Origin of the sequence: Wolbachia endosymbiont of Nilaparvata lugens, assembly GCF_007115045.1 — a bacterium.
Lineage (GTDB): Bacteria > Pseudomonadota > Alphaproteobacteria > Rickettsiales > Anaplasmataceae > Wolbachia.
Genome location: NZ_MUIY01000001.1, coordinates 189335 through 214860 on the forward strand (window position 1 = coordinate 189335; position 25526 = coordinate 214860).

24 protein-coding genes, 1 tRNA gene, 3 pseudogenes and 1 riboswitch are annotated in these 25526 nt (G+C 32.1%); of the genes and pseudogenes, 13 read left to right on the plus strand and 15 right to left on the minus strand.

Annotated elements, in window-relative coordinates:
- Positions 1-66 precede the first annotated feature (66 nt).
- Together BWZ41_RS00875 and BWZ41_RS00880 are read left to right on the plus strand one after the other, a co-directional pair.
- Positions 67-1224, plus strand: coding sequence for an IS4 family transposase (locus BWZ41_RS00875; protein ID WP_158619486.1), 1158 nt, complete (start codon positions 67-69; stop codon positions 1222-1224).
- 187 nt (positions 1225-1411) lie between these two features.
- Entirely contained in the window at positions 1412-1708 is a 297-nt protein-coding gene (locus tag BWZ41_RS00880) for a hypothetical protein (RefSeq protein ID WP_143689089.1), read from the plus strand.
- 412 nt (positions 1709-2120) lie between these two features.
- Here the strand turns inward: BWZ41_RS00880 and ubiH are convergent, their stop codons facing one another.
- Positions 2121-3269, minus strand: a complete 1149-nt coding sequence (ubiH, locus tag BWZ41_RS00885) for a 2-octaprenyl-6-methoxyphenyl hydroxylase (RefSeq protein WP_143689090.1) — start codon at positions 3267-3269, stop codon at positions 2121-2123.
- A 162-nt stretch (positions 3270-3431) separates the two neighbouring features.
- Between ubiH and BWZ41_RS00890 the strand changes: the two genes are divergently transcribed.
- On the plus strand, positions 3432-4067 hold the full coding sequence (locus tag BWZ41_RS00890; RefSeq protein WP_143689091.1) for a hypothetical protein: 636 nt from the start codon (positions 3432-3434) through the stop codon (positions 4065-4067).
- A gap of 224 nt (positions 4068-4291) precedes the next feature.
- Here the strand turns inward: BWZ41_RS00890 and BWZ41_RS00895 are convergent, their stop codons facing one another.
- On the minus strand, positions 4292-4960 hold the full coding sequence (locus BWZ41_RS00895; protein ID WP_012481726.1) for a septal ring lytic transglycosylase RlpA family protein: 669 nt from the start codon (positions 4958-4960) through the stop codon (positions 4292-4294).
- Between the two features lie 26 nt (positions 4961-4986).
- Between BWZ41_RS00895 and BWZ41_RS00900 the strand changes: the two are divergent.
- Positions 4987-5815, plus strand: a pseudogene (locus tag BWZ41_RS00900) (Mur ligase domain-containing protein); the annotation flags it as partial.
- Positions 5816-6254: 439 nt separating this feature from the next.
- Here BWZ41_RS00900 and BWZ41_RS08375 read toward each other — a convergent pair.
- Complete coding sequence (locus BWZ41_RS08375; RefSeq protein ID WP_241653835.1) at positions 6255-6842, minus strand: MFS transporter; 588 nt, start codon at positions 6840-6842, stop codon at positions 6255-6257.
- Between the two features lie 157 nt (positions 6843-6999).
- Entirely contained in the window at positions 7000-7413 is a 414-nt protein-coding gene (locus tag BWZ41_RS08380; protein WP_241653836.1) for an MFS transporter, read from the minus strand.
- Positions 7414-7429: 16 nt separating this feature from the next.
- Here BWZ41_RS08380 and BWZ41_RS00910 point away from each other — a divergent pair, with 16 nt between their 5' ends.
- Positions 7430-7975 carry a GNAT family N-acetyltransferase gene (locus BWZ41_RS00910; RefSeq protein WP_143689093.1) on the plus strand — a complete coding sequence of 182 codons (546 nt, stop codon included), beginning with the start codon at positions 7430-7432 and terminating at the stop codon, positions 7973-7975.
- Between the two features lie 221 nt (positions 7976-8196).
- Entirely contained in the window at positions 8197-9126 is a 930-nt protein-coding gene (locus tag BWZ41_RS00915) for an AEC family transporter (protein ID WP_143689094.1), read from the plus strand.
- 129 nt (positions 9127-9255) lie between these two features.
- On the opposite strand, the gene BWZ41_RS00920 is transcribed toward BWZ41_RS00915, so the two are convergent.
- On the minus strand, positions 9256-9792 hold the full coding sequence (locus BWZ41_RS00920) for a leucine-rich repeat domain-containing protein (protein WP_241653837.1): 537 nt from the start codon (positions 9790-9792) through the stop codon (positions 9256-9258).
- Positions 9793-9910: 118 nt separating this feature from the next.
- Positions 9911-11002, minus strand: a complete 1092-nt coding sequence (gene prfA / locus BWZ41_RS00925) for a peptide chain release factor 1 (protein ID WP_143689095.1) — start codon at positions 11000-11002, stop codon at positions 9911-9913.
- 110 nt (positions 11003-11112) lie between these two features.
- Between prfA and yihA the strand changes: the two genes are divergently transcribed.
- Both yihA and argB read left to right on the plus strand, forming a co-directional pair.
- Positions 11113-11709, plus strand: coding sequence for a ribosome biogenesis GTP-binding protein YihA/YsxC (gene yihA, locus BWZ41_RS00930; RefSeq protein ID WP_369800778.1), 597 nt, complete (start codon positions 11113-11115; stop codon positions 11707-11709).
- Complete coding sequence (gene argB, locus BWZ41_RS00935) at positions 11684-12622, plus strand: acetylglutamate kinase (RefSeq protein ID WP_241653838.1); 939 nt, start codon at positions 11684-11686, stop codon at positions 12620-12622. Before yihA ends, argB begins: the two co-directional genes overlap by 26 nt.
- Here the strand turns inward: argB and BWZ41_RS00940 are convergent.
- Positions 12619-13830 (minus strand): annotated as a pseudogene (locus BWZ41_RS00940) (IS4 family transposase). The gene argB and the pseudogene BWZ41_RS00940 sit on opposite strands and share 4 nt — an antisense overlap.
- A gap of 263 nt (positions 13831-14093) precedes the next feature.
- Here BWZ41_RS00940 and BWZ41_RS00945 point away from each other — a divergent pair.
- The 3 genes from BWZ41_RS00945 (at position 14094) to BWZ41_RS00955 (ending at position 18321) form a co-directional block, all read left to right on the plus strand.
- Positions 14094-16763: a hypothetical protein gene (locus BWZ41_RS00945; RefSeq protein WP_143689096.1), complete on the plus strand. Its 2670-nt coding sequence runs from the start codon at positions 14094-14096 to the stop codon at positions 16761-16763.
- 246 nt (positions 16764-17009) lie between these two features.
- Positions 17010-17705, plus strand: a complete 696-nt coding sequence (gene uppS, locus BWZ41_RS00950) for a polyprenyl diphosphate synthase (protein WP_143689097.1) — start codon at positions 17010-17012, stop codon at positions 17703-17705.
- The gene (locus BWZ41_RS00955) at positions 17695-18321 is read left to right on the plus strand and encodes a phosphatidate cytidylyltransferase (RefSeq protein WP_143689098.1); all 627 of its coding nucleotides are present in this window, start codon (positions 17695-17697) and stop codon (positions 18319-18321) included. The genes uppS and BWZ41_RS00955 overlap by 11 nt, the downstream gene beginning before the upstream one ends.
- A gap of 14 nt (positions 18322-18335) precedes the next feature.
- Here BWZ41_RS00955 and BWZ41_RS00960 read toward each other — a convergent pair whose 3' ends face one another.
- Complete coding sequence (locus tag BWZ41_RS00960; RefSeq protein ID WP_143689099.1) at positions 18336-18545, minus strand: zinc-finger domain-containing protein; 210 nt, start codon at positions 18543-18545, stop codon at positions 18336-18338.
- Positions 18546-18616: 71 nt separating this feature from the next.
- A complete protein-coding gene (gene coaD, locus BWZ41_RS00965; protein WP_143689100.1) occupies positions 18617-19123 on the minus strand; it encodes a pantetheine-phosphate adenylyltransferase in 507 nt (168 codons plus the stop codon).
- A 74-nt stretch (positions 19124-19197) separates the two neighbouring features.
- On the opposite strand from coaD, the gene BWZ41_RS00970 reads away from it, so the two are divergent.
- Positions 19198-19270 (plus strand) — tRNA-Phe (locus tag BWZ41_RS00970).
- Positions 19271-19330: 60 nt separating this feature from the next.
- The gene (locus BWZ41_RS00975) at positions 19331-20260 is read left to right on the plus strand and encodes a gamma-glutamyl-gamma-aminobutyrate hydrolase family protein (RefSeq protein ID WP_143689101.1); all 930 of its coding nucleotides are present in this window, start codon (positions 19331-19333) and stop codon (positions 20258-20260) included.
- 116 nt (positions 20261-20376) lie between these two features.
- Here the strand turns inward: BWZ41_RS00975 and BWZ41_RS08630 are convergent.
- The 6 genes and pseudogenes from BWZ41_RS08630 to BWZ41_RS01010 form a co-directional block, all read right to left on the minus strand.
- Positions 20377-21237: pseudogene (locus BWZ41_RS08630) on the minus strand (transposase); the annotation flags it as partial.
- A gap of 561 nt (positions 21238-21798) precedes the next feature.
- Complete coding sequence (locus tag BWZ41_RS00990) at positions 21799-22479, minus strand: thiamine diphosphokinase (RefSeq protein WP_143689103.1); 681 nt, start codon at positions 22477-22479, stop codon at positions 21799-21801.
- Complete coding sequence (locus BWZ41_RS00995) at positions 22451-22735, minus strand: SemiSWEET family sugar transporter (protein ID WP_017532519.1); 285 nt, start codon at positions 22733-22735, stop codon at positions 22451-22453. The genes BWZ41_RS00990 and BWZ41_RS00995 overlap by 29 nt, the downstream gene beginning before the upstream one ends.
- A riboswitch (TPP riboswitch) is annotated at positions 22724-22826 on the minus strand. (Overlaps the previous gene by 12 nt.)
- Before the next feature lie 76 nt (positions 22827-22902).
- Positions 22903-23772, minus strand: a complete 870-nt coding sequence (locus tag BWZ41_RS01000) for an SPFH domain-containing protein (protein WP_019236939.1) — start codon at positions 23770-23772, stop codon at positions 22903-22905.
- The gene (locus tag BWZ41_RS01005) at positions 23756-24787 is read right to left on the minus strand and encodes a M23 family metallopeptidase (protein ID WP_143689104.1); all 1032 of its coding nucleotides are present in this window, start codon (positions 24785-24787) and stop codon (positions 23756-23758) included. The genes BWZ41_RS01000 and BWZ41_RS01005 overlap by 17 nt, the downstream gene beginning before the upstream one ends.
- Positions 24784-25524, minus strand: a complete 741-nt coding sequence (locus BWZ41_RS01010; protein ID WP_143689105.1) for a YebC/PmpR family DNA-binding transcriptional regulator — start codon at positions 25522-25524, stop codon at positions 24784-24786. The genes BWZ41_RS01005 and BWZ41_RS01010 overlap by 4 nt, the downstream gene beginning before the upstream one ends.
- Between the last annotated feature and the right edge of the window lie 2 nt (positions 25525-25526).

Here is a 25526-nt window from a genome sequence, read left to right on the forward strand (position 1 = left end):
CATAAGTGTTGAAAGTAGTATCAGAAAAGTATAAAGAACTGTTATTGCAAGAAAATGGAGGCAATAATGGATCAAATAGAAAGAGTACTAAATTTAATAAAAGATGAGGATTTAGAAAGGCTAGGAAAATTAAGTGAAGTAGATAAATGTAATACTAAATTGTTGGGCAAGATTATATTTAAAGGTCTAATGAAGTTAATATTAATGGGGCAAAAAACAAGCTTAAGAGCGCTAGAAATGGTAATAAACAGGTGTATAATGGATAAGAATAGCGATAAAAGTACAGTAACATACAGTGGTTTGTCAAAAAGGTTAAAAGTTATAAATCCAGAATATTTTAAGGGAGTATATATTGATTTGATGAGCAAGATTAAAAAGCTATTACCCCAAAAAACATCAAATAATTTACATAAGTTTGATTCGACAATCATAAATTTATCGGGATATCTCATAAAAGATGGGCTAAAAATAGGCGGTAAAAGTAACGACAGTCAAGTTAAAGTGAGTGTAGGATTAAAGGATCAATTGCCGACAAGTATAAGATTTTGTAAAGGACAAGAAGAAATTAGTGAAGATATAGCATTAGTGAGAGCCATTAATGAAGCTAAAGTTGAAAAAGAGGATATTTTATTATTTGATAGAGGAATCAGAAAAGTTGGAACTTTTGCCGAATTTGATGAAAAGGAGTACAAATTTATCACAAGAGTTAAAGTAGGAAGAAAACATGATGTTATAAGCAGGAACAAAGTTATAGGAGAACAAAAATCGGATGGATCAGAGATTTTAGAAGATATAATAGTTAATCTTTATCGTGCACGAGGTAAAGTAGCAGAAAAGCATGACCTACGTTTAATAAAAATTCGAAATAAGGCAGGAGATGAAATATGGTTTTTAACCAACTTGCTTGAAATGTTAGCTTATGAAGTAACAGAGCTATATAGGCGCAGGTGGGACATAGAGGTATTCTTTAAATTTATAAAGCAAAATCTTGGATATAAGCACTTTTTAAGCCATACTATGAATGGCATGAAGGTGTATATTTACATGATTATTATTACGGCTTTGTTATTTCTTGTTTATAAAATCAAAAATAATCTACACGGATTCAAAATAGCACTATTACAATTCACATTGGATCTTAATGATTCTTTTATACGTTCAATTGTTTTACTATCAGGAGGGAATTTACATGCCGTCAATCACCTTGTATCACTCCACTTATAGCACTTTCAACACTTATGGGTTGCTACCCTAATGATTATGTTTCATGTGAAGACCATAAATGTATTATGGTTCAAGATAGAACGACAGGAAAATAAACAGCGCAATACTTAGCAAAAATCTAGATAAAGTAAAACCTGGATACTATGCAACTCTATATTTTACTCGTCCAAATGGTAGTGGACATGCAATGTTAGTAAGGCGAAATAGTGACATTAAAGAAAGCTTTTCACTTTTTGACCCTAATTGTATAGCACTTTTTGATATCACAAAGGAAGAAGTATCTAATACTGCTAAAGAAATTTTAGAACTACTTTATTTTGATGTTAACTTTGAGGATTTAGGCATGATCGAAAGGAGAAAAGGTATTTCTGAAAGTTTAGCTACGAAAAACAAATCAGTTGCAAAATTTACTGAGAAAGAAGTTCGGGAATTATTGGAAGATTCAAATATTTCTATGCTTACATATAGGAAACTAGAAGGTTAATTTAGAATCCCTCGTTTCATGTAAAGAAAATTCAAAATCAATATAATAATAAATTAAAAAGTTGTATTGTTAAAATTGATTGACTGATAAAAAGAAATAGGATCTTTGCTATTGCCAAAAGTTTTACTTTTAATAACATCCAAAATAAACAAAATCATACTCAAATTGTCTACAATCAGGTATATATGGTTGTTTTCGTGAGTAATCGCTAGCAGCTGTAATGATGGCAAATATCTCTATAAGGTATAAAATAGCACAAAAAATAAGAAGCTGGAGGTTAAAATAAAAGTATACCCTAAAAGATTTAGTAGAGAAAAAAGGCATAAAGTATCACACTGGGATGAAGTTATGGAATTTGGGCTCCAGTATCAGCTACTTAAATGACACCTGATTATAAAAGAAATCTAATGATTTACATAAATCCCATAGCGTGGCAAATGAAGCGTTTTTTAAGAAAATCTGAATTTTCAACTACCATTAAACCAAATGCTCTAGCGCAGAATATTCTATTGGAAAATATCCTATTTAATCCATCAGTTGCAAGTGCCATAGTAAAATTATCAAAGTATCTATCACGTGAAACTTTCTTCAATAGATAGTTACTACCAACATCAATGCCAGAGGATTTTGCAGCAGTTATTTGTCTAATAACACTCTCTAAATCTCTCATTCCAAGGTTAAGTCCTTGACCTGCAACCGGGTGGATTGAATGTGCTGCATCGCCAATCAGCAAAATTCTGCTTTTATGCAGCTTTCTTGCAAAAGAAAAACTCAAAGGATAGAATCTTCTTTCACCCTCTAATTCAATTTCTCCCAAATAAGAACCAAATCTTTTTTTGAGTTCTATAATAAATTCCTCTTCGGATAAGCTCATCAGCATTTTTGAAATTTCGCATTTTTCTGTCCAAACTATTGAAGAAGTATAGCCACCTTTCATTGGCAAAATTGCAAATGGACCACCAGGAAAAAACCGCTCTACAGCTAAGTTTTGGTGATGTAATTCATGCTTTACATTAAATACCATGCTATTTTGTTTATAATCAAATTTTATCATTGGTATAGAAAATAACTCTGGCAACTTAGAGTTTTTACCTTCAGCGCAGATAAATAGCGATGATATCAATCTTTGATCATTATCAAGAGTAACTTCCACGTATCCTTCGTCACAAGCGATTATTTTATAGGAACGTGGAGAATATATATTGAGTTTATGCAAAAAATTATTATTGATTGCATTCCATATAATAGCACTCTTGATTACATAACCCATTGGCTCTTCACCAACCATTTTATGGTTATAATGAACAGTAAATGGGCTATCTCCATCTAATATGCATATATCAAGTATTGGTTCAGCTTCACTCTCTAAGAATTGCCAAATCCCTAATTTTTCTAGTATTTTTTTTGACCCTTGAGAAATGGCAAATGCTCGATTATCATCAACTGCACGTGGTAAACTATTTTTCTCAATTACGGCTACAGATACAGAGTCATTACTCAGGCCAATAGCAGTAATAAGACCAATTAGCCCACCACCTGAAATGATTACATCGTAATTCATTTTATTTACCTAAAATTACATTCTATTCGTTTTGAAAATAGTTTAAACAAACTTTGTAGATGCTGGACTTCTTATCACTACCTTAGTATACCTCAGATTAGTAATAAAGTATTAATTATTTTATGCTGAAATAGGTTTTAACTTTATTAAAGGAAACAGCTTATGACTACAGATTGTAAGGAAGAAATGAGAAACTGTATCTCTAAATATAGAGAAGAACTTGGGCAAAACAAAGCAGCAATTAAACAAACTTTAACTAGCGATAAAATCAATATAAGTGATCACTTTTATCAGGGTGATAAAATCTGTAACAAAGAACTGTTTAATATAGGAGGCGAGTGCCAAGATACAAAATATGGTATTCGACAAGAATATACGTATGATGAGTGGAAGGAAAAAATTGAAAAACCTCATGCTAAAGATTTGCTAAAGATGTTACAAAACGAAGTAAAAGATAAAATATCAAAGAGTTTTGAAGATTATGAAAAATATCATAAAAATGCTACTGAAGATATAAAAAGAGAATTAGACATAGATTCAAAATTAAAGGCAATACTCAAAGAAAAGCAACAACCAGAAACTGATGAAACTCGAGCATATTATGACGTTATACGAGGTTTATATGAAAATGGAGACACGCGCTCTCAACTAAAGTGCAATGATCTTGATTGTTTTAATAGAACAATAGAAGATAATCTATCTCAAAAACAATCCGAGCTAGCTGCTATAAAGGATGACTTTTTGGATAATACGCAAAATATTTTTCAACATATTCAAGTTGAAGATAGTATTTTTTAGAGAAATAAGATTATGCTATTTTTTTAATGAAATTTCTTAAGTGGTAGATTATTTTTTACAGCTACAGCTGAGGTAGCTGTCACTACCTGAAATGTAACAAATAAAATACCAATCTTAAATATTGCTATATTTCACGATAGTTTCTCAACTTGACGCACATGCTTTTGGAACATTCTCATTTGTCAAATAGTTTCTGTCATGCTACACAATCTGTAATGCAGGTTTTAACTCACTTTTACGCAATATTGATCATTCTTGAAAAGCAATCTAACATTTTCTATTCCTTGATTACGAAGCTTTGATGCAGCTGATTTAGCTACCTGAGCGTTTACAAAAAATGCTACATATCCCTTACTTTCTGCATTGTTTTGTTTTGGGTGACGTTTCTGCATTTCTTTTTCATATTGCCTTTTGTAATGAGGAGTATTTTGTATCAATTGTTCTGACCTCTTTCTTAAGTACTCGACTTTTACCTTCGCAAGCCCAGACTTATGAAGTCCTAAAACTTGTGCTGCTTTTTCTGACAAGTCTATTATTCTACCTTCAACAAATGGCCCTCTATCATTAACTCTTATAACAAGCTTTCTTCCATTTTCTAAATTAGTAACACGAACAAAGCAGGGTAGGGGCAAGGTCTTATGTGCTGCAGAAATCAAGTGACGATTAAACACTTCACCGTTAGCTGTAATTGTGCCATGATCTTCTATTCCATACCACGATGCTATTCCTACTTCCTCATAACAGCTACAGTATTTTGGGTGGTAGGTGATACCATTTATTGTATAGCTATTGCCAATTTTATAATGACCTGCGGTGTGATTACACCTATTGCTAAAACTACAACTACTCATCAAAACGAATATTAGACATAGAAAGGCTAGTTTTTTTATCATTGTACTTAGTGAAATGGTTCGATACCATGAGGATTTTAAATTATACTATAATAAATTTAGTAATAAGTAAACGTCTACTGCCAAATATGCACAGCACTAAAAAAGAAGTAATACATATAATCGGTATAGGTGGAATTGGAATGAGCGCAATTGCTGAAATTCTTCATAATTCTAGTTATAAAGTTCAAGGCAGTGATACGCGATCAAACGACAATATAGATAGGTTACAAAAACTAGGTATAGAGGTCTATATTGGTCACGATGCAAGTAGTATTAGACAAGCTCAAATAGTTGTACATTCTTCCGCAATAAAACCTGATAATGTGGAGCTAGTTGCAGCAAGAAATAACAATAAAACCGTTTTGCATAGGTCAGACATGCTGGTTAAAATTATGAAAGGTAAATATGTGATAGCAGTTTCAGGTTCAAGTGGCAAGACGACGACGACAGCTATGATTGCTTCCATTTTTGATCATTCTGGTGCTGACGCCACTGTCATTGTTGGAGGAATATTAAATTCCTATCAGAGTAATGCAAAACTTGGCAAAAGTGACATTTTCTTAATTGAGGCTGATGAGTCTGATGGAACTATGTTAAAAATTCCTGCAGATATTGCTGTTGTAACAAGTATTAATGACGACCATATAGACCATTACGGTACATTTAACGACATCAAAAATGCGTTTTCTAGATTTGTAAACAACGCGAATTTTGCTATTTTACCTGATTCTGCAGACATCAATCATGATGCGAGTAATTCTATAAAGTTTTGGTTTGGAAATGGTAAAATTAGAGCTAGCAACATCAAACAACACAATAATAGCATAGAATTTGACGTGCTGATTAGTATAAACGAAAGTAATCGTATTCCATTGTCCACTACTCGAGTAGTTGAGAGGGGTGGAATAAAAGCAGCCCTTTCTTCATCACCTCAATGCTTGAAACTGGATTCTCGTTTCAATGTTAAACAAGATACTATAGAATTTAAGAGGACAATCCCTAGAAAATCTCTACATTCAAAAAAAGTAAATCGTACTAATGCTATTTGAACAAGCTAGCGTAAAAGTAAGCTAAATTTTTTAAGGTACAAAAATAGCAAGAAACAGTTGTTTGAAAAAAATTGGAATTTGATTGGATTGATGAAAATTGGCTCTCAAACTTTAGGCGCATGAGCAAGATAATACTCTTTAACTAATATAGATTAGTGATTTGGAAGAGATACATCTAGAGCAGCCGGCAAAGTTACAATACATATTACCGCAATAACTAGAAATGAGAAGGATATATATGGTGATTATAGATTTTTCCAGATCTTGAAAACAATAAATAGACAGTAAATTAGAACTACTGCAAAAAAAACAAGAATAGCTACACTGGTTGCTTGACCATCGTAAACGTAGCTTGTTAAGCCGATAAAAATAGCCATGATAGAAGCTCTAATAAATGAAATTACAGAAGAAGTTGTGCCTTTCATTTCAGGGAAAATATTTAATGATGCATTGAAAATGACTGCTTGACAAATTCCACAGCCAATACAAAAAATAACCATAGACAGCGTTACTAAGTAGTAAGCACTGGGCATGATTATACTGAATATTAAAAGTGATAGGGATCCAATAGCAATTACGCCTGTACCGGAAATTACACACCAAATTGCTCCAAGTTTCTTTGAGATCTTACTGGAAAACAGGCTAATTAGTGAGAAAGACCCAACCATTGCACCTTGATGTAGCGCATAAATAGTGCTGGATAAACCAAAAGTTTCCATATACAAAAAAGGGCCACAAGTAATGAATGACATATAAGCCGCAGAAAAAAGGCTCTGTGCCAAAGACAACACCATAAATTTTGAACTTGATAATAATTTTTTATAGTCTTTCATCATTTTTTTAGACTAAAAATATCACGGTCCTTTTTTGTTTCTGGTAACAGAAAAAGCAGCAAAACCCAAGAGATGAAACAAAGTATTGCAACACTTGCATAGTTGCCACGCCACCCAACAATTTTGTTGATGAAACTGCCTAATACTGGTGCAATTGCTATAGAACTGTGATAATAGAATTCATGATTCCAATAAATTTTACTGCTTCGTTGCCTTTATAGCTGTCTGCAATAATTGCAAACACAACTACAGATGTGCTAACACCAATGCCTTGAATAAAGCGAGAGATTAAAAGCCAAGAAACTGACAGCGCAAAAACACAGCCAACAGCACCGATGAGTAGCAAAGTGTTGCCTATGATCATCATCCTTCTTCTGCCATAGCATTCAGACAATGGACCAAAAAATAACCCTCCTATGCAAACGCCTAAAAAATTATAAGCAATAGTTAATTGAATTGTGCCTTTCGGTACGTTAAAATAGCGTACTATATCAGGAAAACTAGGTACAGAAATATCAATTTCAATGAACTTAGCAATTAGAGATAGAATTAATAAAAACGGTAGTAACACTTAAAATCTTTAATTAATGAATAAAAATATCACATTTAAAGCGTTGAAAGAAGAACATTTTTCACTATTGTTAAAATGGGTAGAAATGCCCCATATAAAGAAGTGGTGGGATACGGATATAAATTGGACACAAGAGTTAATTGAGAAAAAATATAGCAACTACGTTAAAGGATTCAAACGTTTGAAATTTAAGACACAAATTATTGAAAAACCAATGCACGGCTTCATTATTAATTGTGATGGAGTTGATATTGGTTATATTCAATATTACAACAAACATGATTTCCCATCTGAACAGATCTATAACACTTTAGAACTTCCAGAAAGTTGTGCTGCTATAGACTGGTATATCGGAGAGCTGAATTATGTAGGTAAAGGAGTTGGTTCACAAGCTTTGAATATATTTTTAAACAAATTTGTCTTTAAAGTTTATGAGAATGCCTTTGTCGACCCAGGTATAGCAAATGTTTGTGCAATCCGTGTTTACGAAAAAGTTGTCTTTAAAAAAATTATGGAAAGTAATAGTGCGATTTTAATGATTAAGGCAAGAATTTCTGATTAAATTATTACAAGTGGTTTACAAAAACATACAAGAGGCTTTATACAAATTTAACATAATTTTATCATAAAAATATTATTCTTAGGTCCTCAAATTTTGGCACTCAGTGAATCTTTTTTTACTAACTATGAGTTTAATCAATTGGAAAATAAATTTTATTTACTTTTACAATACCTTAAAATCTAATATCACTTTATCAGTCAAAGGTATCACAATAGGCTAGTATGTTCTTTACTCTTTTTCTAAAAATATTACCTATTTACATTACAATACTTATTGGTTATTTAGCAGGAAAATACCTTAAAATTGATAGAAACACTATATCCCAAATACTCTTTTATATAGCTAATCCAATAGTGATTTTATACGGAGTATCTCATACAGAAGTTAATTTAAAAGTAATTTCTCTGCCGATTTTGATATGGTTTATAGGTAGTACTATGTCCTTATCAGTGTATTATCTTTCTTCTTTTTTATTTAAGGACAACACGAGAAACATATTAGCGTTTAGCTCGGGCAGCACAAGCATGGGTTATTTTGGTCTACCGATTGCCATGGCTTTATTTGATGAAGATTCAGTGTCTGTGTATGTTGTCTGTTACATAGGAATGGCACTATTTGAAAATAGCTTGGGATTTTATATAGCTGCAAATGGTATCTATACTGCAAAAGAATGCGTATTAAAGTTACTCAAACTTCCTTCATTATATGCGATGATTCTAGGTTTCTTTTTAAGTATATATGATATACAAATACCCACTTTTTTGACAGATGTTATGATAAATATTAGAAGTACATTTATCACATTAGGAATGGTGCTGCTTGGAGTAAGTATTGCACAAATTACAAATTTTAAAGTAGATTGGAAGCTTGCTTTGACCACTATTGTAGCAAAGTACATATTCTGGCCGTTATTTGTTTTGGGAATTGTCTTACTAGACAAGCATGTTACAGGTATATATGATGAAAGCATCTATAAAGCACTGATGTTACTGGCTATTATTCCGATTTCTGGATCCAGTATAATACTTGCTAATATTTTAAATTATCAACCAGATAAAGCTACTTTATTGCTCCTAATTAGTACTGCAGTGGGACTATTTTATGTTCCACTTATAATATCATTATTTTTTACTAAACTTGTCTCTTTTTGAGAGAAAATTATTGATGGAATTTTCGCAATAGCAGTAAGACTGCCTACATCTTTTAACAGTTCCATGGTTGAATTTGGGTGTTCTATAAGCAGCAACAAATAAATGTAACTTGCCTTTTTCTATATGATACTATTCACCGAATAGGTATTGGCTTGACATTTCTATATCTTTGTTATCATTAGTAATACTAAACTTAATAAGATTTGGAAGCATATTATTGTTCCATGATTCACGTAATGCTGTTATGCCTTCATTGCAGACATTGTCATAAAGTAAATTAAATTCTTTAATATTTGAAAAACTACCATCCCTTAGTGCATTCATTAATATTATTCCACCTTCAACATCAATATCATTAGAAATTAAATCAAGTTTAACAAGATTTGGAAAGTTACCATTCTTTAACAATTTAGTGATTGCTATCGAACCTTCTGCGCCAATAATGCTAGAAGTTAATTTACACTCAGTAATATTTGGAAGATTAATATTTTCTAATGCTTCATTTAAAACTTCTCCGCACTGAGCATCAATATAACAATTAGATAAAGTCAAGCTTGTAATATTTTGCTTTTTCTGTAAAAAGTTTACTAGCTTCTCCATATATACATATAGATTATTTAACTCTAAGGTGTTACTATTAACATATTGATTAAAGTCAACTTCCATAGTTTCTGTAAGTTATAGAGCTGCTAATTATAGCATAAATTTAAATAATTCTCAACCTTATGAACAACTAACTTTACTTCTTTTTAACCTGATACCTATGCTTTACTTCAAATTCCCTTCAAAGAGTGACGTTACCCCCTCCAGCCAACCTTTCTGCTTCATTTCGTGAAATCAATGCCTCAATAAATTCATCTAGTTCACCTTCTTTTATAATCTGTTCTAATCGATGTGAAGTCAGATTAATTCTATGGTCTGTAATTCTTGATTGTGGAAAGTTATAAGTTCTTATACGCTCAGAGCGATCTCCAGAACCAATTTGACTTTTTCTCATTGTTGATCTTTCCATTTCTTTTTTTTGTCTTTCAATTTCATATAACCTAGCTCTCAATACCTTAAGTGCTTTAGCTTTATTTTTGTGTTGCGATTTTTCATCCTGTTGTATAACAACTATCCCTGTTGGCAAGTGAGTAACCCTTACTGCACTATCGGTTGTGTTCACTGATTGCCCGCCAGGGCCACTAGACCTGTAAACATCTATTCGCAAGTCTTTTTCTTCTATTTTAAAGTCAACCTCCTCAACTTCAGGTAATATTGCAACAGTGGCTGCTGAGGTATGCAACCTTCCTGAGGATTCAGTTTCTGGCACTCTTTGTACTCTGTGCACTCCTGACTCAAATTTTAACCTTGCAAAAACTTCTGTTCCATTAATGATTGCAGAAGCTTCTTTATAACCACCTATACCTGTGTTAGAAATGTTTATTGGTTCAAATTTCCAATTTCTTCTTTCTGCATATTTTTGATACATGCGAAATAGTATCGCTGCAAACAATGCTGCTTCTTCTCCTCCTGTGCCTGCTCTAATTTCTAATATTGCATTTCTTGAGTCATCTTCATCTTTTCGCAATAGCGCTAACTTTAGCTTGGCTTTTACTTTTGGTAATAGTATCTTTTGCTTCTCAAGAAGTTCTTCTTTTGCTAACTCTTTTATATCACTCTCGCTGTTCTCATCTTTCATGATTTCTTCTAAATCTGAAATTTCCTCTTTTAATACATTATATTCATCGATTATCTCGATAATTGGTCTGAGTTCAGAGTATTCCTTTGAAAAACTAACGAATTCTTTTTGACTCAAATTGGTAGGGTTTTCCAGATTTCTCTCTACATCAGAAAACTTTTTTTTTAAGTCTTGTAAATTATTCTCTATATCCATATAGTATAGGTCTAGTTTTTAGCTGTTTAAGTAAGTAATATATACTGAAATAAAAAATTTCTTATATCAAGCAATAACACTATAGTTGTCTCAAGTATTTCTACCTAAGTATAATGGCAAAACAGATAACATCAATCTGCAGCTTCATATTTGGAGCTTCAGACAAAAAATCATTACCAGATGAGTCGGCTCCAGAGATTGCGTTTGCTGGTAGATCAAACGTAGGAAAATCGAGTTTGATCAACTTGCTGATAAACAGCAAAAAAGCTGCAAGAGTTTCTTCTAAACCTGGATGCACTAGACAAATAAATTTTTACTCTATGTACAATGATAAGTTTAGGATTGTCGACCTACCGGGTTATGGCTATTCTTGCGCAAGCAAAGAAGAAGCAGTACAGTACTTAAACCTAATTGAGTATTATCTAATTCACAGGAGAAATCTAAAAAGAGTGTTTGTGCTTATAGATAGCAAGGTAGGATTAAAAGAAATAGACAAAGACTTTGTTTATTGGTTAATATGTAATAATATTAACTTTAATATTGTGCTAACAAAAATAGATAAAGTGAATCAGGAAAGTCTAGATGCTATTCTAGAAAATACTCAAAAGTGGGTTAATAATGAACATGTATCAATTCATCAAATAAGCATTCGTGTTAAGCATAAAATCACCAAGGTAAGAGATGAGTTTTTCAAATTTACAAGATAAAAAAATGAAAAGTGATGAATCTTTAAATGGTAAGATGCCATTGAAGGAAAAAACAGAGATATTATTTGAAGTTCTGTCTAACATACCTAAATTTGTAGGCGAAACTTTTATCATCAAATGCAGCAGTGTAATAATCTCAGATGAAACGCTGCTTAGTGCTTTTGCGCATAATGTTGTTCTGTTGAAACAGCTTGGTATAAATCCGGTGGTAGTTCATGACGGAGAATATGAAATTAACTTAGTGTTAAAAATGCTAGGTATGAATGATAAGTTTATAAATGGTGTCAGACTTACAGACAAAAGCACTATGAAAATCATTGAAATGGCACTGTGTGGTTCAATTAATAAAAAAATTGTTCAGCATATAAATTCTGCTGGTGGTTCAGCTATTGGATTATGTGGAAAAGATGGCAACCTCATAAAAGCTGAAAAGATAAGCACTACGCTTAGGGAAAATAGATTAAATAATATTGAAAAAATACTAGACATGGGATTTATCGGTAGACCAACTGAAATCAATCCTGATATATTATTCTTTATTGAAGAATCAGATTCTATACCAGTTATTGCACCTATCGGTTATGGAAAAAATGGAGAAACATACCATATTGATACTGATAGCACTGCAAGTGCAATTGCACTTGCAGTTTACGCATCTAAAATGATAATCTTGAGTGATACAGATGAAGAAATAAACAAATTTGGCAATAGAAGAGTCTTAATTAAAAATTTAAAAGAATCGATTGATTGTGGAAAAATTAAAGGAGAAAAATTTGTTGAAAGGCTTATGTCATATACTAAAATGGTAGAAGAATGTGCAGGGGTTGTTCACATAGTTGATGGTAGAGTACCTAACATTATACTTGATTTATTTACTGAGAATAATTCAGGTATATCAATAATCGATGATTAATAGCTATACTGCTTATAATCATATGAACGTTGAAAATTTAGGGAAGTTAAAGTAGATACTCTAGTTTTTCTGTACTTGTCTTTTAATGAAAATCATGACCAAGTTATTGTAATCTTTTTAAGAAAAACTTTCAAACTATTAACTCTATTCTTTAGTGCTAAAAATAACTCTCTAATCCGCCTTTTTAGCTCAATAAATGCCTTTGTTAAACTGAGTTCTGTATTCTTTTTTAATTTTGTACAACTCATGAAATATGAGAATTGCACATAATTTAGCATATAATTCACACAATACTCTGTGTGGCTTCCCTTTTAAGTCTTATGTAGCTCTTGTATAGTTTAAAAACAACTCAATTTGCCACCTTACTCTGTAATACTTGCTCAGCACTAATTTTATCCTCTGGAATATTAGTTTTGACCAGTTCAACAATTTCTGATTCCTTTTGGAAGATCATGTGATTTTGCCAATTTATTAGCTTTTCTTCTTCTGGCTAGAGACTGCTCTTCAGTTAATTTATGACATATCATTCTTACTCTAATCTTTGCTTCTTTTCCCAACAACACCTTCATTTCTAAAAATAGCTTATCTCCTAAACATTCCAATAATTCCATTTTTTGATTTGTTTCTATAGCATATACATTGGTATCAACGACTTATAAAATAAGCTCCCGTTCCATTGATCTGTTTAAAAGAACTTGAACCAAGGTCAGATATTAGCAACTTCTCCCTATAACCTTCTTACTCCCTCCGTTATGTTAAGTTGATCCAATGTCTGATTTAGGTAATCAAAAACTAATTTTAACTTTATTCCACACTTAGTGTTACTCTCATAACCTTTTCCATAACCTTTATATAGATTTTCCATGCTGTTAGGCAAAGCTACTATCCAATGCTTTTAAATTGCTGCAAGATTCTACAATCAATTTGCAGGGTATTTTAAATAAAGCCATTGTACATTCTTTTCATAAATTCTACTGCTTCTTTAGTAAACCTGAAATCTAAACCCTGTTTCGTTATTATCACAGATTCTTCATTTAATAATTGGCACATTGTATCTATGATTCAGTTTGTAACCCCTATATTACCCAAAATTATAGCTTTTATGAATCATCAATTACTCAATTTTCTTTTCCTTTTCTGTTTCAATTATTTGCCATTTCATTGAAAAATTTGTTGAGGTGATTTGATAAGCAAGTTATTTTATTCATCATTAGTTCTCTCACTAAAATATACCCGAGAGAATTTTATATCTTCTTATCCTATCTTCTTCATACCTTTATTTCCTTAACTTGACCCTTATGCTTTTTTAAATGTTCCCGAATTGTGGTGGTTGCCATCCTTCTCCACATATGTCGTCATTACCAAACGTTCAATTTTTTTTAATTTATCTATTAGAAAGTTTGGCTAAAGATGCTTGATTGTTTTTTCTAGATATTTAAAACTAAAATACTAAGTAAATTAAAATAAGATTATGGATTCTGATAAAGCAGGCAATGGAGAAGATTTAGATAACGAAAAACTTCAACTGATATGTAAGACTTATAACAGAAGGTTATTATCAATTCAAAGAGTTGTTGATGGCATTAATTCAATGGATTACAGTAAACTTAAAATCTTATGCAAGTATAATAATAAGTTTAGTTGCAAAGGTATTGAAGAATTACTATCAGATAAGAGCATTGTTAATAACATCAATGATTACGATGATGAAATGTTTAGCTCCATGCTAAATGATATACCTTTAGAGGGCAATATTCTAGAAATACTAAAAGGTGGGGAGGTTTGCAATACCAATAATGAATTCGAAAGTAGTGATAGTAAGGAGGAGATGGCAATGTCATCGAAAAGTCAAAGTGATAGTAAGGAGGATAAAAGTTATTCCTATCTTCATGGCAAAAAAATGGAAACATCATCAGAAAATCAAAATGATTGCGAGGAATTTGTTAAGCAACAATCTTTCATTAATTGGCAATTCCTATATGATAGTTTTTCTTCTGAAGAGATTACAGAACTATTAGAAAATAGGGATGATGAGAGATCAGAACTCTGTAAAAATATTGCTTTTAGTGGTCTAACAAAACTAGAAATTTATAGACTTATTGTGTGCCAATTTTTTATTAATGATGAAAAATTGCAATACATACTTAAGAAGTTTCGTTCTGAAGAGATTATAGAAATACTAAAAGATCATACAGCTGTTGTTAATATAACTTACTATAATGATGAAGAATTGGAACACGTGTTTAATATTTGTAGCTCTTTTGATATTCAATATACTATAAAGGTACTAAGTATTACTCCTGAAAAATTAAGGCTCATATGTAATAAGTTCAGTTTTATGAATGTTAGGGGACTACTAAAAAATCAGGCGGTTGTTAAGGAAATTGATTCTATTGCTCCTGAGAAATTAGAATTCATATGTAATGAGTTTAGTTTTAGCGATGCTATTACACTACTAAAAAATCAGAAAATTGTTAAGCACCTCAGTTTTATTGATAATCAAACATTTAAAGTTATTTGTAATAGTGAGTATAGTAATCGGTCTACTAGTGTCGATGACAAGATTATAAAATTACTAGAAAAGAAAGAGATTGTTGAGAATATCTGTTCTATTGGTTATGAAAAACTTGCATTATTCATACTTAATAATGATGAAAAGAGGAGGTTTTTTCTTAGTGATGTTATAAAACTACTAGAAAATCAGGAAATTGTTAATAACATCATTGATTATAAAATTCAAGAATTGAAACTCGTATTTTATAGTTATGAGCTTAGTCCTCAAAATATTATAAAAGTACTAGAAAATATTACTCCTGAAAAATTAGACTTCATAATTAATAAGTTTAGTTCTAGCGATATTAAGAGACTACTAGAAAATCAGAAAGCTGTTAATAACATTATTGATTATGAAATTCAAGAATTGGAATTCATATTTTGTAATGATAAGCTCAGTCCTCAAGATATTATAAAAGTACTAGAAAATATTACTCCTGAAAAATTAAGGCTCATATGTAATAAGTTTAGTTCTAGCGATATTAAGACACTACTAGAAAATCAGAAAGTTGTTAAGGTAATCGGCTCTATTACTCTTTGGAAATTAGAACTCATATGTAATAATAAGAAGTTTAGTTCTAGCGATATTAAGACACTACTAGAAAATCAGAAAATTGTTTATAACATCACTACTGATAGAAAAATTGGTGAAGAATTGCGACTCATATTTGATAATTATGAGCTCAGTCCTCAAAGTATTATAAAAGTACTGGAAAATATTACTCCTGAAAAATTAAGGCTCATATGTAATAAGTTTAGTTCTAGCAATATTAAGACACTACTAGAAAATCAGAAAATTGTTTATAACATTTCTGATTATAAAACTGAAGAATTGCAACTCTTATTTTATAGTTATGAGCTTATCCCTCAAAATATTATAAAAGTACTGGAAAATATTACTCCTGAAAAATTAAGGCTCATATGTAATAAGTTTAGTTCTAGCAATATTAAGACACTACTAGAAAATCAGAAAATTGTTAAGGGAATCGGCTCTAGTACTCCTACGGAATTAGAACTCATATTTAAGAAGTTTAGTCTTCAAGATATTATAAAACTACTAGAAAATATTGCTCCTGAGAAATCAGAACTCATATGTGAGAAGTTTAGTCTTCTAGATATTATAGAAGTACTAGAAGATCAAAATGCTGTTAAGGACATCAATTCTGTTAACACTAAAGAGCTAAAAGCAATAACGGATAATGTTACTGGTGAGGTGTTTGTAAGTATATTTAAAAATTTTAAACCTAGCGTAAAGTCGTCTTTGAGGCTTGCTATACCTCTGCGTAGAGCTGGTAAAGTTACAGATATTAATATCGATTACTTGAACAACAAGGAACGTATTTGCGAAGATATAATTAAATATGTTCCCCAAAAGCTGAGCATATATACTAAATATCCTTTCCCAGGGATTGGCATAGACGTTAAAGATCTTCCTCAAGAGCGGGACATAAATATAGAGTCACTTATACCACTCTCTACATTCAAAGGATGTACTGAATGCGAAGAACCTGTGTCAAAATTATATAATTTATCTCTAGAGCAGGTTATTGAAAATATCAATCCACATAAAAGAGCTAGGTATTCCTAACACTACTAAATTCATTTATTTATAATAATTTTACTATATCGTAAAACCATCTATATCAGACTATTTTTACTATATTTTCTTGGTAAAATCACTGGTAGCTAACACCAAGGTTCAAAGAATTTTATTCATAGAGTAGAGTATAGACTATCAATGATTTTTCAGTAATAATATAGTTTTTAGGGTGATATAGTGAACGTTTCATACAGAGATATAGACATTAAGCTAATTAGAACAGGTTGAATTCAAATGTTGAATCTAGAATCTCTGCCAAAACATCTAGCAATTATTATGGATGGTAATGGTCGGTGGGCAAACAATCAAGGAAGAGTAAAAGTTGATGGTTATAGAAAAGGCAGTGAGGTTGTATTTGATATTGCTAAGCATTGCACAGTCCTGGCCATACCTTACTTAACTTTGTATGCATTTTCCATGGAAAACTGGCTCAGATCTGAAAACGAAACAGACTACCTATTTAATTTATTTTACTCCACTTTAACTAATGAAGATAAAATGAAATTCATTTACAATTGTAACATTAAGTTAAATTTTATTGGCAATTTAAGTCTATTGCCCAGTAAAATATTCGATCAAATCAAAAAAGCAGAAGAAGTGACACATAAGAACGATGGTCTATTACTCACTGTTGCAGTTAGTTATGGAGCAAAGCAGGAAATTATACATGCTATCAACAACGTCATAAAAGGAAATATTGATTGCGTATTGGAAGAGGAATTTGAAAAATTTCTGTATACTAAAGATTTGCCAAAATTGGATTTATTAATTCGCACTGGTGGCGAAAAAAGGTTAAGCAATTTTTTATTATGGCAAGCAGCTTATGCTGAATTGTATTTTTGTGATACTTTGTGGCCCGATTTTTCTTGTCAAGATTTGACCAAAGCACTAGAAGATTATACAAAAAGAGAAAAAAAATATGGTAGATAATAACTTTATGGTTAGAATATTGTCCTCAATAGTAATATTACTCATATTTTCTTTTGCTACATATTTCAGTGATTTATCATTTTATCTACTAATTTTTTCAATTGCAGTTTTATCTTCTTTTGAATGGTATAATCTAACTCAGGGCAATAGAATCTTATACATTTTCGCATTACTATTAATCGCACTACCAAATGCCTCGCTAATATGCCTATATAATCTACCACAGGGAAAATATGCATTAGTATGGCTTATCTTAACTATTTGGAGCATCGATATTGCTGCCTATTTTTTCGGCAAAAATTTTGGTAAAACTAGAATTTGTCCAATCATTAGCCCTGGGAAAACTTGGTTAGGACTTTTTGGTGCAGTCTTAGCTGGAATAGTGTGTACAATTTTTGGCTCAATATTTTTGAGTTTATTTCCAATTTTCTATTCCCCAATAATTGGCGTTACAATTGCTATTCTAGCCCAACTTGGAGACTTTACTGAATCACTCATAAAAAGAGTTTACAATGTTAAAGATAGTGGAGGTATAATACCTGGCCATGGAGGAGTACTTGACCGTATGGACAGTTTCATCTTTACTGCCCCCTTTATTGCTATTTACATAAGCTAAAGAATGAAGTGCTATTAACCTTTGGTCCTTTCCTTTTTATTCACTGCTTTCACCTCAACAGATTGAAATTCTTCGGAGTTTACTATTTCGCTCATGGGCTTACTGCAATAAGGACAATACATTTCTCCTTCTTTATGTAAATATACTACTGGATGACCAGAACCATCATCATTCTCACCACCACGGCAGCAAACTATTAGATTATTATCCCTCACTTCTGACATACTGCTCCTTTATTTTATAGTATTTTGTACATCAAGCATAACCTCTTTGAAGTGGAGAAAACAACAAATATTTATTCTCCATTTTTTACCCTATTTAGATTAATCAATTCGCTTTGGACACTTTTTGATACAAAATTGCTAATATCTCCTCCTAATCTCGCTATTTCTTTCACAAAACCTGATGAGATAAATTGAGTATCTTCAGATGCAGGAAGAAATATAGTTTCGATTTCAGGAAGGAGTTTATAGTTTACCCAGCTCATTTGAAATTCATAATCAAAATCTGATACTGCTCTGAGCCCCCTGATAATAACAGAAGCATTTTGCTCTTTGGCAAAATTCATTAATAATCCATTGAAAGATATGACATCTGCGTCAATTCCTAGTCCTTTCACTTCATTTTCAGCCATGCTTGTGCGTAGATTTATGTTGAAACTAGTATGTTTGTTAACATTTTCTGCAACACCAATTACTAACTTATCGACTAGCTTACATGCTCTTTTTATTATGTCAAGGTGCCCCAAAGTTATAGGATCAAATGTACCAGGATAAATTCCTATTTTGTTATTAATGTTCATTTTTTGTTTCTATACTTCAAAAACTTTTGATGGACATGATAACGTTTTTTATCTAAAAATGAAAGTACGTAGTTGGCCTGATAGCTCAGTTGGTAGAGCAAAGGACTGAAAATCCTTGTGTCGCTGGTTCGATTCCTGCTCAGGCCACATTCTTTTTCTTAATGTTCTATAATATATTATAATATTAATATAATTATTTAGGAAATAATGTATAAATGTTACAATAGAATATTTAATATACTATTAATTACATTTCTACTATTAAGTAATATCGCTTATAGTGAAAAAGTAAACAAAGAATTATCTGCTTTGACAGTGGAAAATGCAGTAAACTATAATATAATTGTTGGTTTATTGCAAACAGATGAATCTCAAAATATCTATGAGATATTCAATAATTTTGGGGTTAAAACTATATTCATTGACTACGACAAAATAATTAATCTAAAAGAAATCCAAGAAGAGTTCGCAAAACAAGATGAAATATTGGCAAAAAAGCTGATACTAGATCGAATAAAAGTTGAAGTTGCAAAATTTATCAAAGAGCAAAAGATAAACAGAATATTTATTTCAGATAACTTTCATTCAGCTCTTAACCCTTACCGCCAGCTTGTGAATGAAGCAATTGTAAAAATAGTAGATGACAATCCTACAATTCATTTGCTTGCCATATGCGGTGGTTTACAAGACATTATGTATGCAAAAGAAATTAAAGTAACAAATGTTGTTAATGATGAGAAGAATCATTTAAAATCAGCACAAAAAGAGAATATACCTCTTCAGCAGATAAAAATTGTTCCAGGTAGTCGTTTGGAAAAAGTGGTAGCTAGATTTTTACTACCTAATCAAAATGGCTGGTTTTCAACTTATTTTCCGAATGCTCATTCAGGTACAGTAAGTAATACTACAGAGAATAGAAGAAGGCTAGAGCTACTTGGATATAAAATTGCAGCATTTGCCAATGACGGGGTAATAGAAGCTATCGAAGATAAGCATGGTAATATTTACTTTCAAAGTCATCTAGAAGCCCTTGTTGTCAAATCAAATAAAAACTCTCGTTTGTCAAGCCAAAAAGCACGTCAGGTTTCAACACTAGTTGCTATAGCGATTATAAATGATTTTCTTCATCGCGTTTAATGCTAAAATAAGGAAAATCATTTAATGTCATGCCAGTACCCTTTTTCTTGTTATTCCAGCTTGTGACACTGGAATGGCTTTATTGCATCACTCTTCGGATAATAGGTAACGTGGAATGAAGCTATCTCAAATTTAGCCATGCCTATATCAGTAATTTCGTTAAGCAAATAACACTTGAGCTCTCTCACGATTAACCTCAGATTTGTTTCTAAAACTAAACCAAAATGTTTGCTTCAGTCGCGAGAAAAAACTTTCTATATAAGATCTCTTCCCATAATTTATCTCTTTTTTCCACCTCTTCATACCATCTTCATCATATGACTTTATGAGCTTATTTCTCTCATCCATATAATCCAACTTTGGATGCTCTACTGCATTATTTTGCGGAGGAATCCTTGTCTTTATGTCAAGCTCATCGCACAGTTTGTATAACTTCTTTCGATCTGTCTGCATATAGTGTGCTTATATTATATTAACATCAATCCTTGCAATAAGATCACATAGTGGTCAGAATAAACTCCACCACTGTATTTTGCTGCTATAACTTTTTTGCTACCTATCTCTAGCATTACATCTTGTTTGCTCATAGCGGCGATACTTTCTATCTGTACCATTTGCCTTGCTATGACCTGGAATATTATTGTACTATCTATGGCAATCTCAATATCTTCTGTATTATTTTTATCATGTCTTCAATTTTGATGTTAAGTTTTTTAAGCCTTCTTGAGGCCTGTAATAACTTGCAAGTTTTGCTCAAGGTACCCTGCTATAAATCCCGCTGTTTGTCTCAGACCTATTCTAAATAAATAAGTTATTATGTGAACCAGAATCACGACCTTATCGCTATAAATATAGTTGCCAACAGCCATTTTTGGACCTTTTTCGTACCAATTTTCTATGGCATCATTGACGTAATAAAAAATATTTCCCCCCTCTTGGAGAAATTTGTTATATTCATGGCAGTTACTGACTCTCATTTTTTGTAGCATATTTTTCTTTAGTAGGTTAAATGCTTGTCTTATAGTGAATTTTGTCAGTAACTGCCAGCTCTTTTTATTTGACCTATGCAACAAAGCCCACTGGAATCTAGGGATTTTAGGTACAAAAGTAATCCTAAGTTGATGAGATTAACGAAAAGAGTGGATTACAGCGTCATACGCTGGAATGACACCTACTTTTTTCAGTGATCCATTTCTTATCATCCGAGTGGCCCTTGTCATTCAAGTAGCCGCGCTGTAGAATAAAATTTTTTATTTTAATGAAAAAATTGCTTACGCATACTCAAGATACCATTATAATGATGGTAGAGATATTGAGAGAGCTCAAAATCTATCTCGGTCTGCAGACCTTTTAACCAATTTTTCAATAAAAATTCAGCCACATCTGTTGTGTGTACATTCTGAATCTTTTTTATACAGGAGGATTTTATGTCCAGAATTCCAGATATTTGACCTTTACTTTAGCTAACAACAGGCGCCTGTAGTTTTTAGAATTAGTGTTAACACGGTTTTTCTACTTTTTTTTCTTAATATTTTAACTCAATACACACCATCATCATTTACTGCTTCTAAATATATCATTGCTAAACACACGCCGCTGTGTATTTCTATAGATAACTCATTGCCTAGACTTCGATTAAAGCAAGAATTCTTTCCTGGAAAAGCAAGGTTACTATGGCATAGTTCCCATTTTAATCCTTTAGTTGATATTTGAGCTTTCGGTATACCAAGTAAAGATATTTTAGTATTTTTTAGCAAAGAGGAAAAACAGGTAATACCCTTTTGTAAGGCGTACCCCACCATGGAAGGCGAAGGCATATAAAAGATACTATCTGTACTTGAAAAAATGTTGATATTTTGTAGTATATGATCAATTGCTCCTCCAGTAATACCCGTTACTATTGATGGCAATAACTTTACTGTTTTTAAGTGAGCTATTGCTTTAGAAAAGTCGCAATAATCTTGATCAGGTAGATATACTGTATTTAAATTAGCAAGTAAATTCGGATTTATACTATCCAAATCTCCTATTACAAGATCAGGTTTTACGCCAATTGATAGAAGCTTGTTTGCTCCTCCATCTACAGCAATAACAGGTATATCTTGTTTAAAAAACGATGAATCGGGTCTTTCTCCATTTAGTACTACAATAGAACGATATTCTTGCTCCACGCTACAATGTAGCATATGGTTATAAAACGCTTCGTGCAGTTTTTGCATCGTAGTAACATTTTTGAACAATTGATATTATACTGATCACTAATCCAGCAATATTACTGAGTATCACAAAAGTTAAACCCTGACAAATACCGTAAATAAGCCAAGATGATGAACAAATAAGATAATTCACCAACATTAGCATCGATACGTCACGAGTAAGTTTTGTGATATATGCTCTATATACTTGAGGCAATAACCCAATGAGAGATGTAATGAACGCGATGAAGCCAAAGCATTCTTCAATATTTATATACATACATTTTCCTACGTTTGTTTTAACAAGATCAGGTTCAAAGGGTTGTACTTTATGTACTCTCAGCTTTTTTAGAGCACCCCTAATGCGTGTAATTTATAACATCATTTAGTCTATTAATCAAGAAATTAACAGTGACTTGCATTCATGAAACTCTATCGGCTTCTATGCTAATTATTATCCAAACTAATAGTCGGCTGTGCATCCTGCTCAGAGATCAGAGCAACTAGCAAATTGTTTATCAATTGAACCTTTTGTTTTCCATCCAATTGTAAGCTTTTATTTTTTTCAAAATGGGCTATTACTTCTTCGATAATTCCTATTGCATTTTGCACTATATGCTTTCTTGCAGAGGTGATGGCATGCGCTTGTTGACGCCTCAGCATTGCTTGTGCAATCTCAGATGAATAGGCCAAATGCGATATTCTTGCTTCTGCAATTTCAATTCCAGCAATATTCAATCTTTGTTGTAGCATTGACCGCAATTCATTTGAAATTTTGTCAGAGTTTTTACGCAAAGATTCTTCATCGTTTTCGCTATCATACGGATAATTACTTGCCAGTTCTCTAATTACCGAGTCACTTTGCACAAAAACAAAATCATGATAATTATTAACATTATAATACGCCTTTGCAGGACTGCTCACTCTCCAAACAATTACTACTGAAATCTCTATCGGACTTCCATTAGCATCATTAACTTTAATTTTTTCTGTATTGATATTCTGAAATTTCAAAGAAACTCTATATTTACTCGAAAATGGAAGCGTTACGCATATTCCAGACTTAAAATAAGTTCCAATATAATGACCAAAAAACTCTATCACTCTTGCTTCATTAGGATCATTAACGAAAAATCCTTGAGAAAAAGTCAATATTGAAACAGCAGCAACTCCAAGTGCAATTGTGCTGTCATACACAAAAAGTACCAATAAAATTAACCCTAGCGCTATTAGTACAGGAAAAGCCCGAATTTTACTTAGATTTCTATCATTTATTGTATTTTTATCTGTACTGTCTTCATCAGATTGCTTTTTCATTTGCACCCTCTCTGCTGATTATTTCATCTACCTTACTTACAAATAATTTAAACTCTCTTAATTCACGATCAGGCAACTTTATCTCATTGCCATGAGCTATCGTAAGCGGATCAATATGTTTACCATTATATATAACTTCATAATGTAAATGAGGTCCTGTTGCAACACCAGTGCTGCCAACATAAGCAATGATTTGTCCCTGCTCTACTTTAGAGCCTAACTTTATATCGCTACTAAATTTGCTTATATGTGCGTAACAAGTTGAATATTTATTGTTGTGCTTTATTTTGATGTAATTCCCATAGCCACCATTCTTTCCTATATATTCTATTACACCTTCTGCAGTGGCGTGTATAGGAGCGCCAAGTTTAGCTGCATAATCTACTCCTTTATGAAAAACAACTTTACCACGAATAGGGTGTTTTCTATTACCAAATTTCGAGGATATACGAAAATCTCCATTTAAAGGACTTACGAAACTCTTTAAGCTTATCCCCTCTTTATTAAAATACTCTTCTTTGCCGTTTTGTGACTCATAATAATATAAACTTATAGCTTTATTTCTTGTTGTAAGTGAAGTATATAAAATTTTTTCTTCAGCCTTCTGATTACTCTCACACAGAACTTCCAACTTGCTTTTGGGCACAATGTCTTTTTTAAAATCTACACCATAATCTTTATATATGCTGATTAATCTCATTATTGTATCTGGCGCTAAACCTCCTGCATCAAAAAAAGAGGATTTTATGTCACTGGATATGAATAACAACTTTCTATCACTTTCTGTCACCAAAGCAGCTTTTTTTTTTCTGATCCCGTCTTGGAATAACACTGGAGAGTGGGTTAGTGTCATTTCAGTGCTTGACCAATTTTTTAATCGAAAATGTTGTATAGCATGCTGTTTACAATCAATTTCCAGTGTCTGGGCACTGGAATGATAATAGTCTTTCTGCGCAAATGTTTCAGTTGAATATGCTGGTAAAATACAAAGCAGTGGAAGTATTACCAGCCTCATAGTTTATCAGCAAAAATAAAATTACCTTCAACATACTGCACATCATCATTATCTTCTAGCTCTTCAACTAATATAGATAATTTATCAATTAATTCTTTGTCGCTAACTTCAATCAGGTCCTTTGGTTGCCATGAAAGACGAGCAAGTTCTGGTTCTCCAAATTTTGTATAGAAAGCGTCACGTACTTTACCAAAGTCTTTTACTTCACAAGTTATAACATATAATTCTTCTTTGTTATTTTCCTCAACATTCAATACTTCTAATTCAATTCCATAGTTAAATAAATCTTCAAAATTCATATCCTCTGCTTTATAGACAATTAAGCCTACATGATCGAAAAGGTAACTCACACCTCCTGTTTCTCCCAAATTACCGCCTTTGCGAGAAAAGATATAACGTATCTCAGAAGCAGTTCGGTTGCGATTATTTGTCAGAGCATGAACAATAAGTGCAGTACCAGAAGGTCCGCAGCCTTCATATTGTATTTCTTCATAACTTTCTCCAGCAACGTTACCAGCTGCATTTTTTATTGCTGTTTCTATTTTATCTTTTGGTAGATTTTCCTTTCGCGCAGCAAAGATAGCAGAGCGAAGACGTGGATTGAGTTCGGGATCAGGCAGCCCTTGTTTTGCAGCAACTGTTATTTCCCTAATGAGCTTCGTAAATTTTTGCGAGCGCTTTGCATCCTGAGCACCTTTTCGATGTTTTATATTTGAAAACTGTGAATGACCAGCCATAA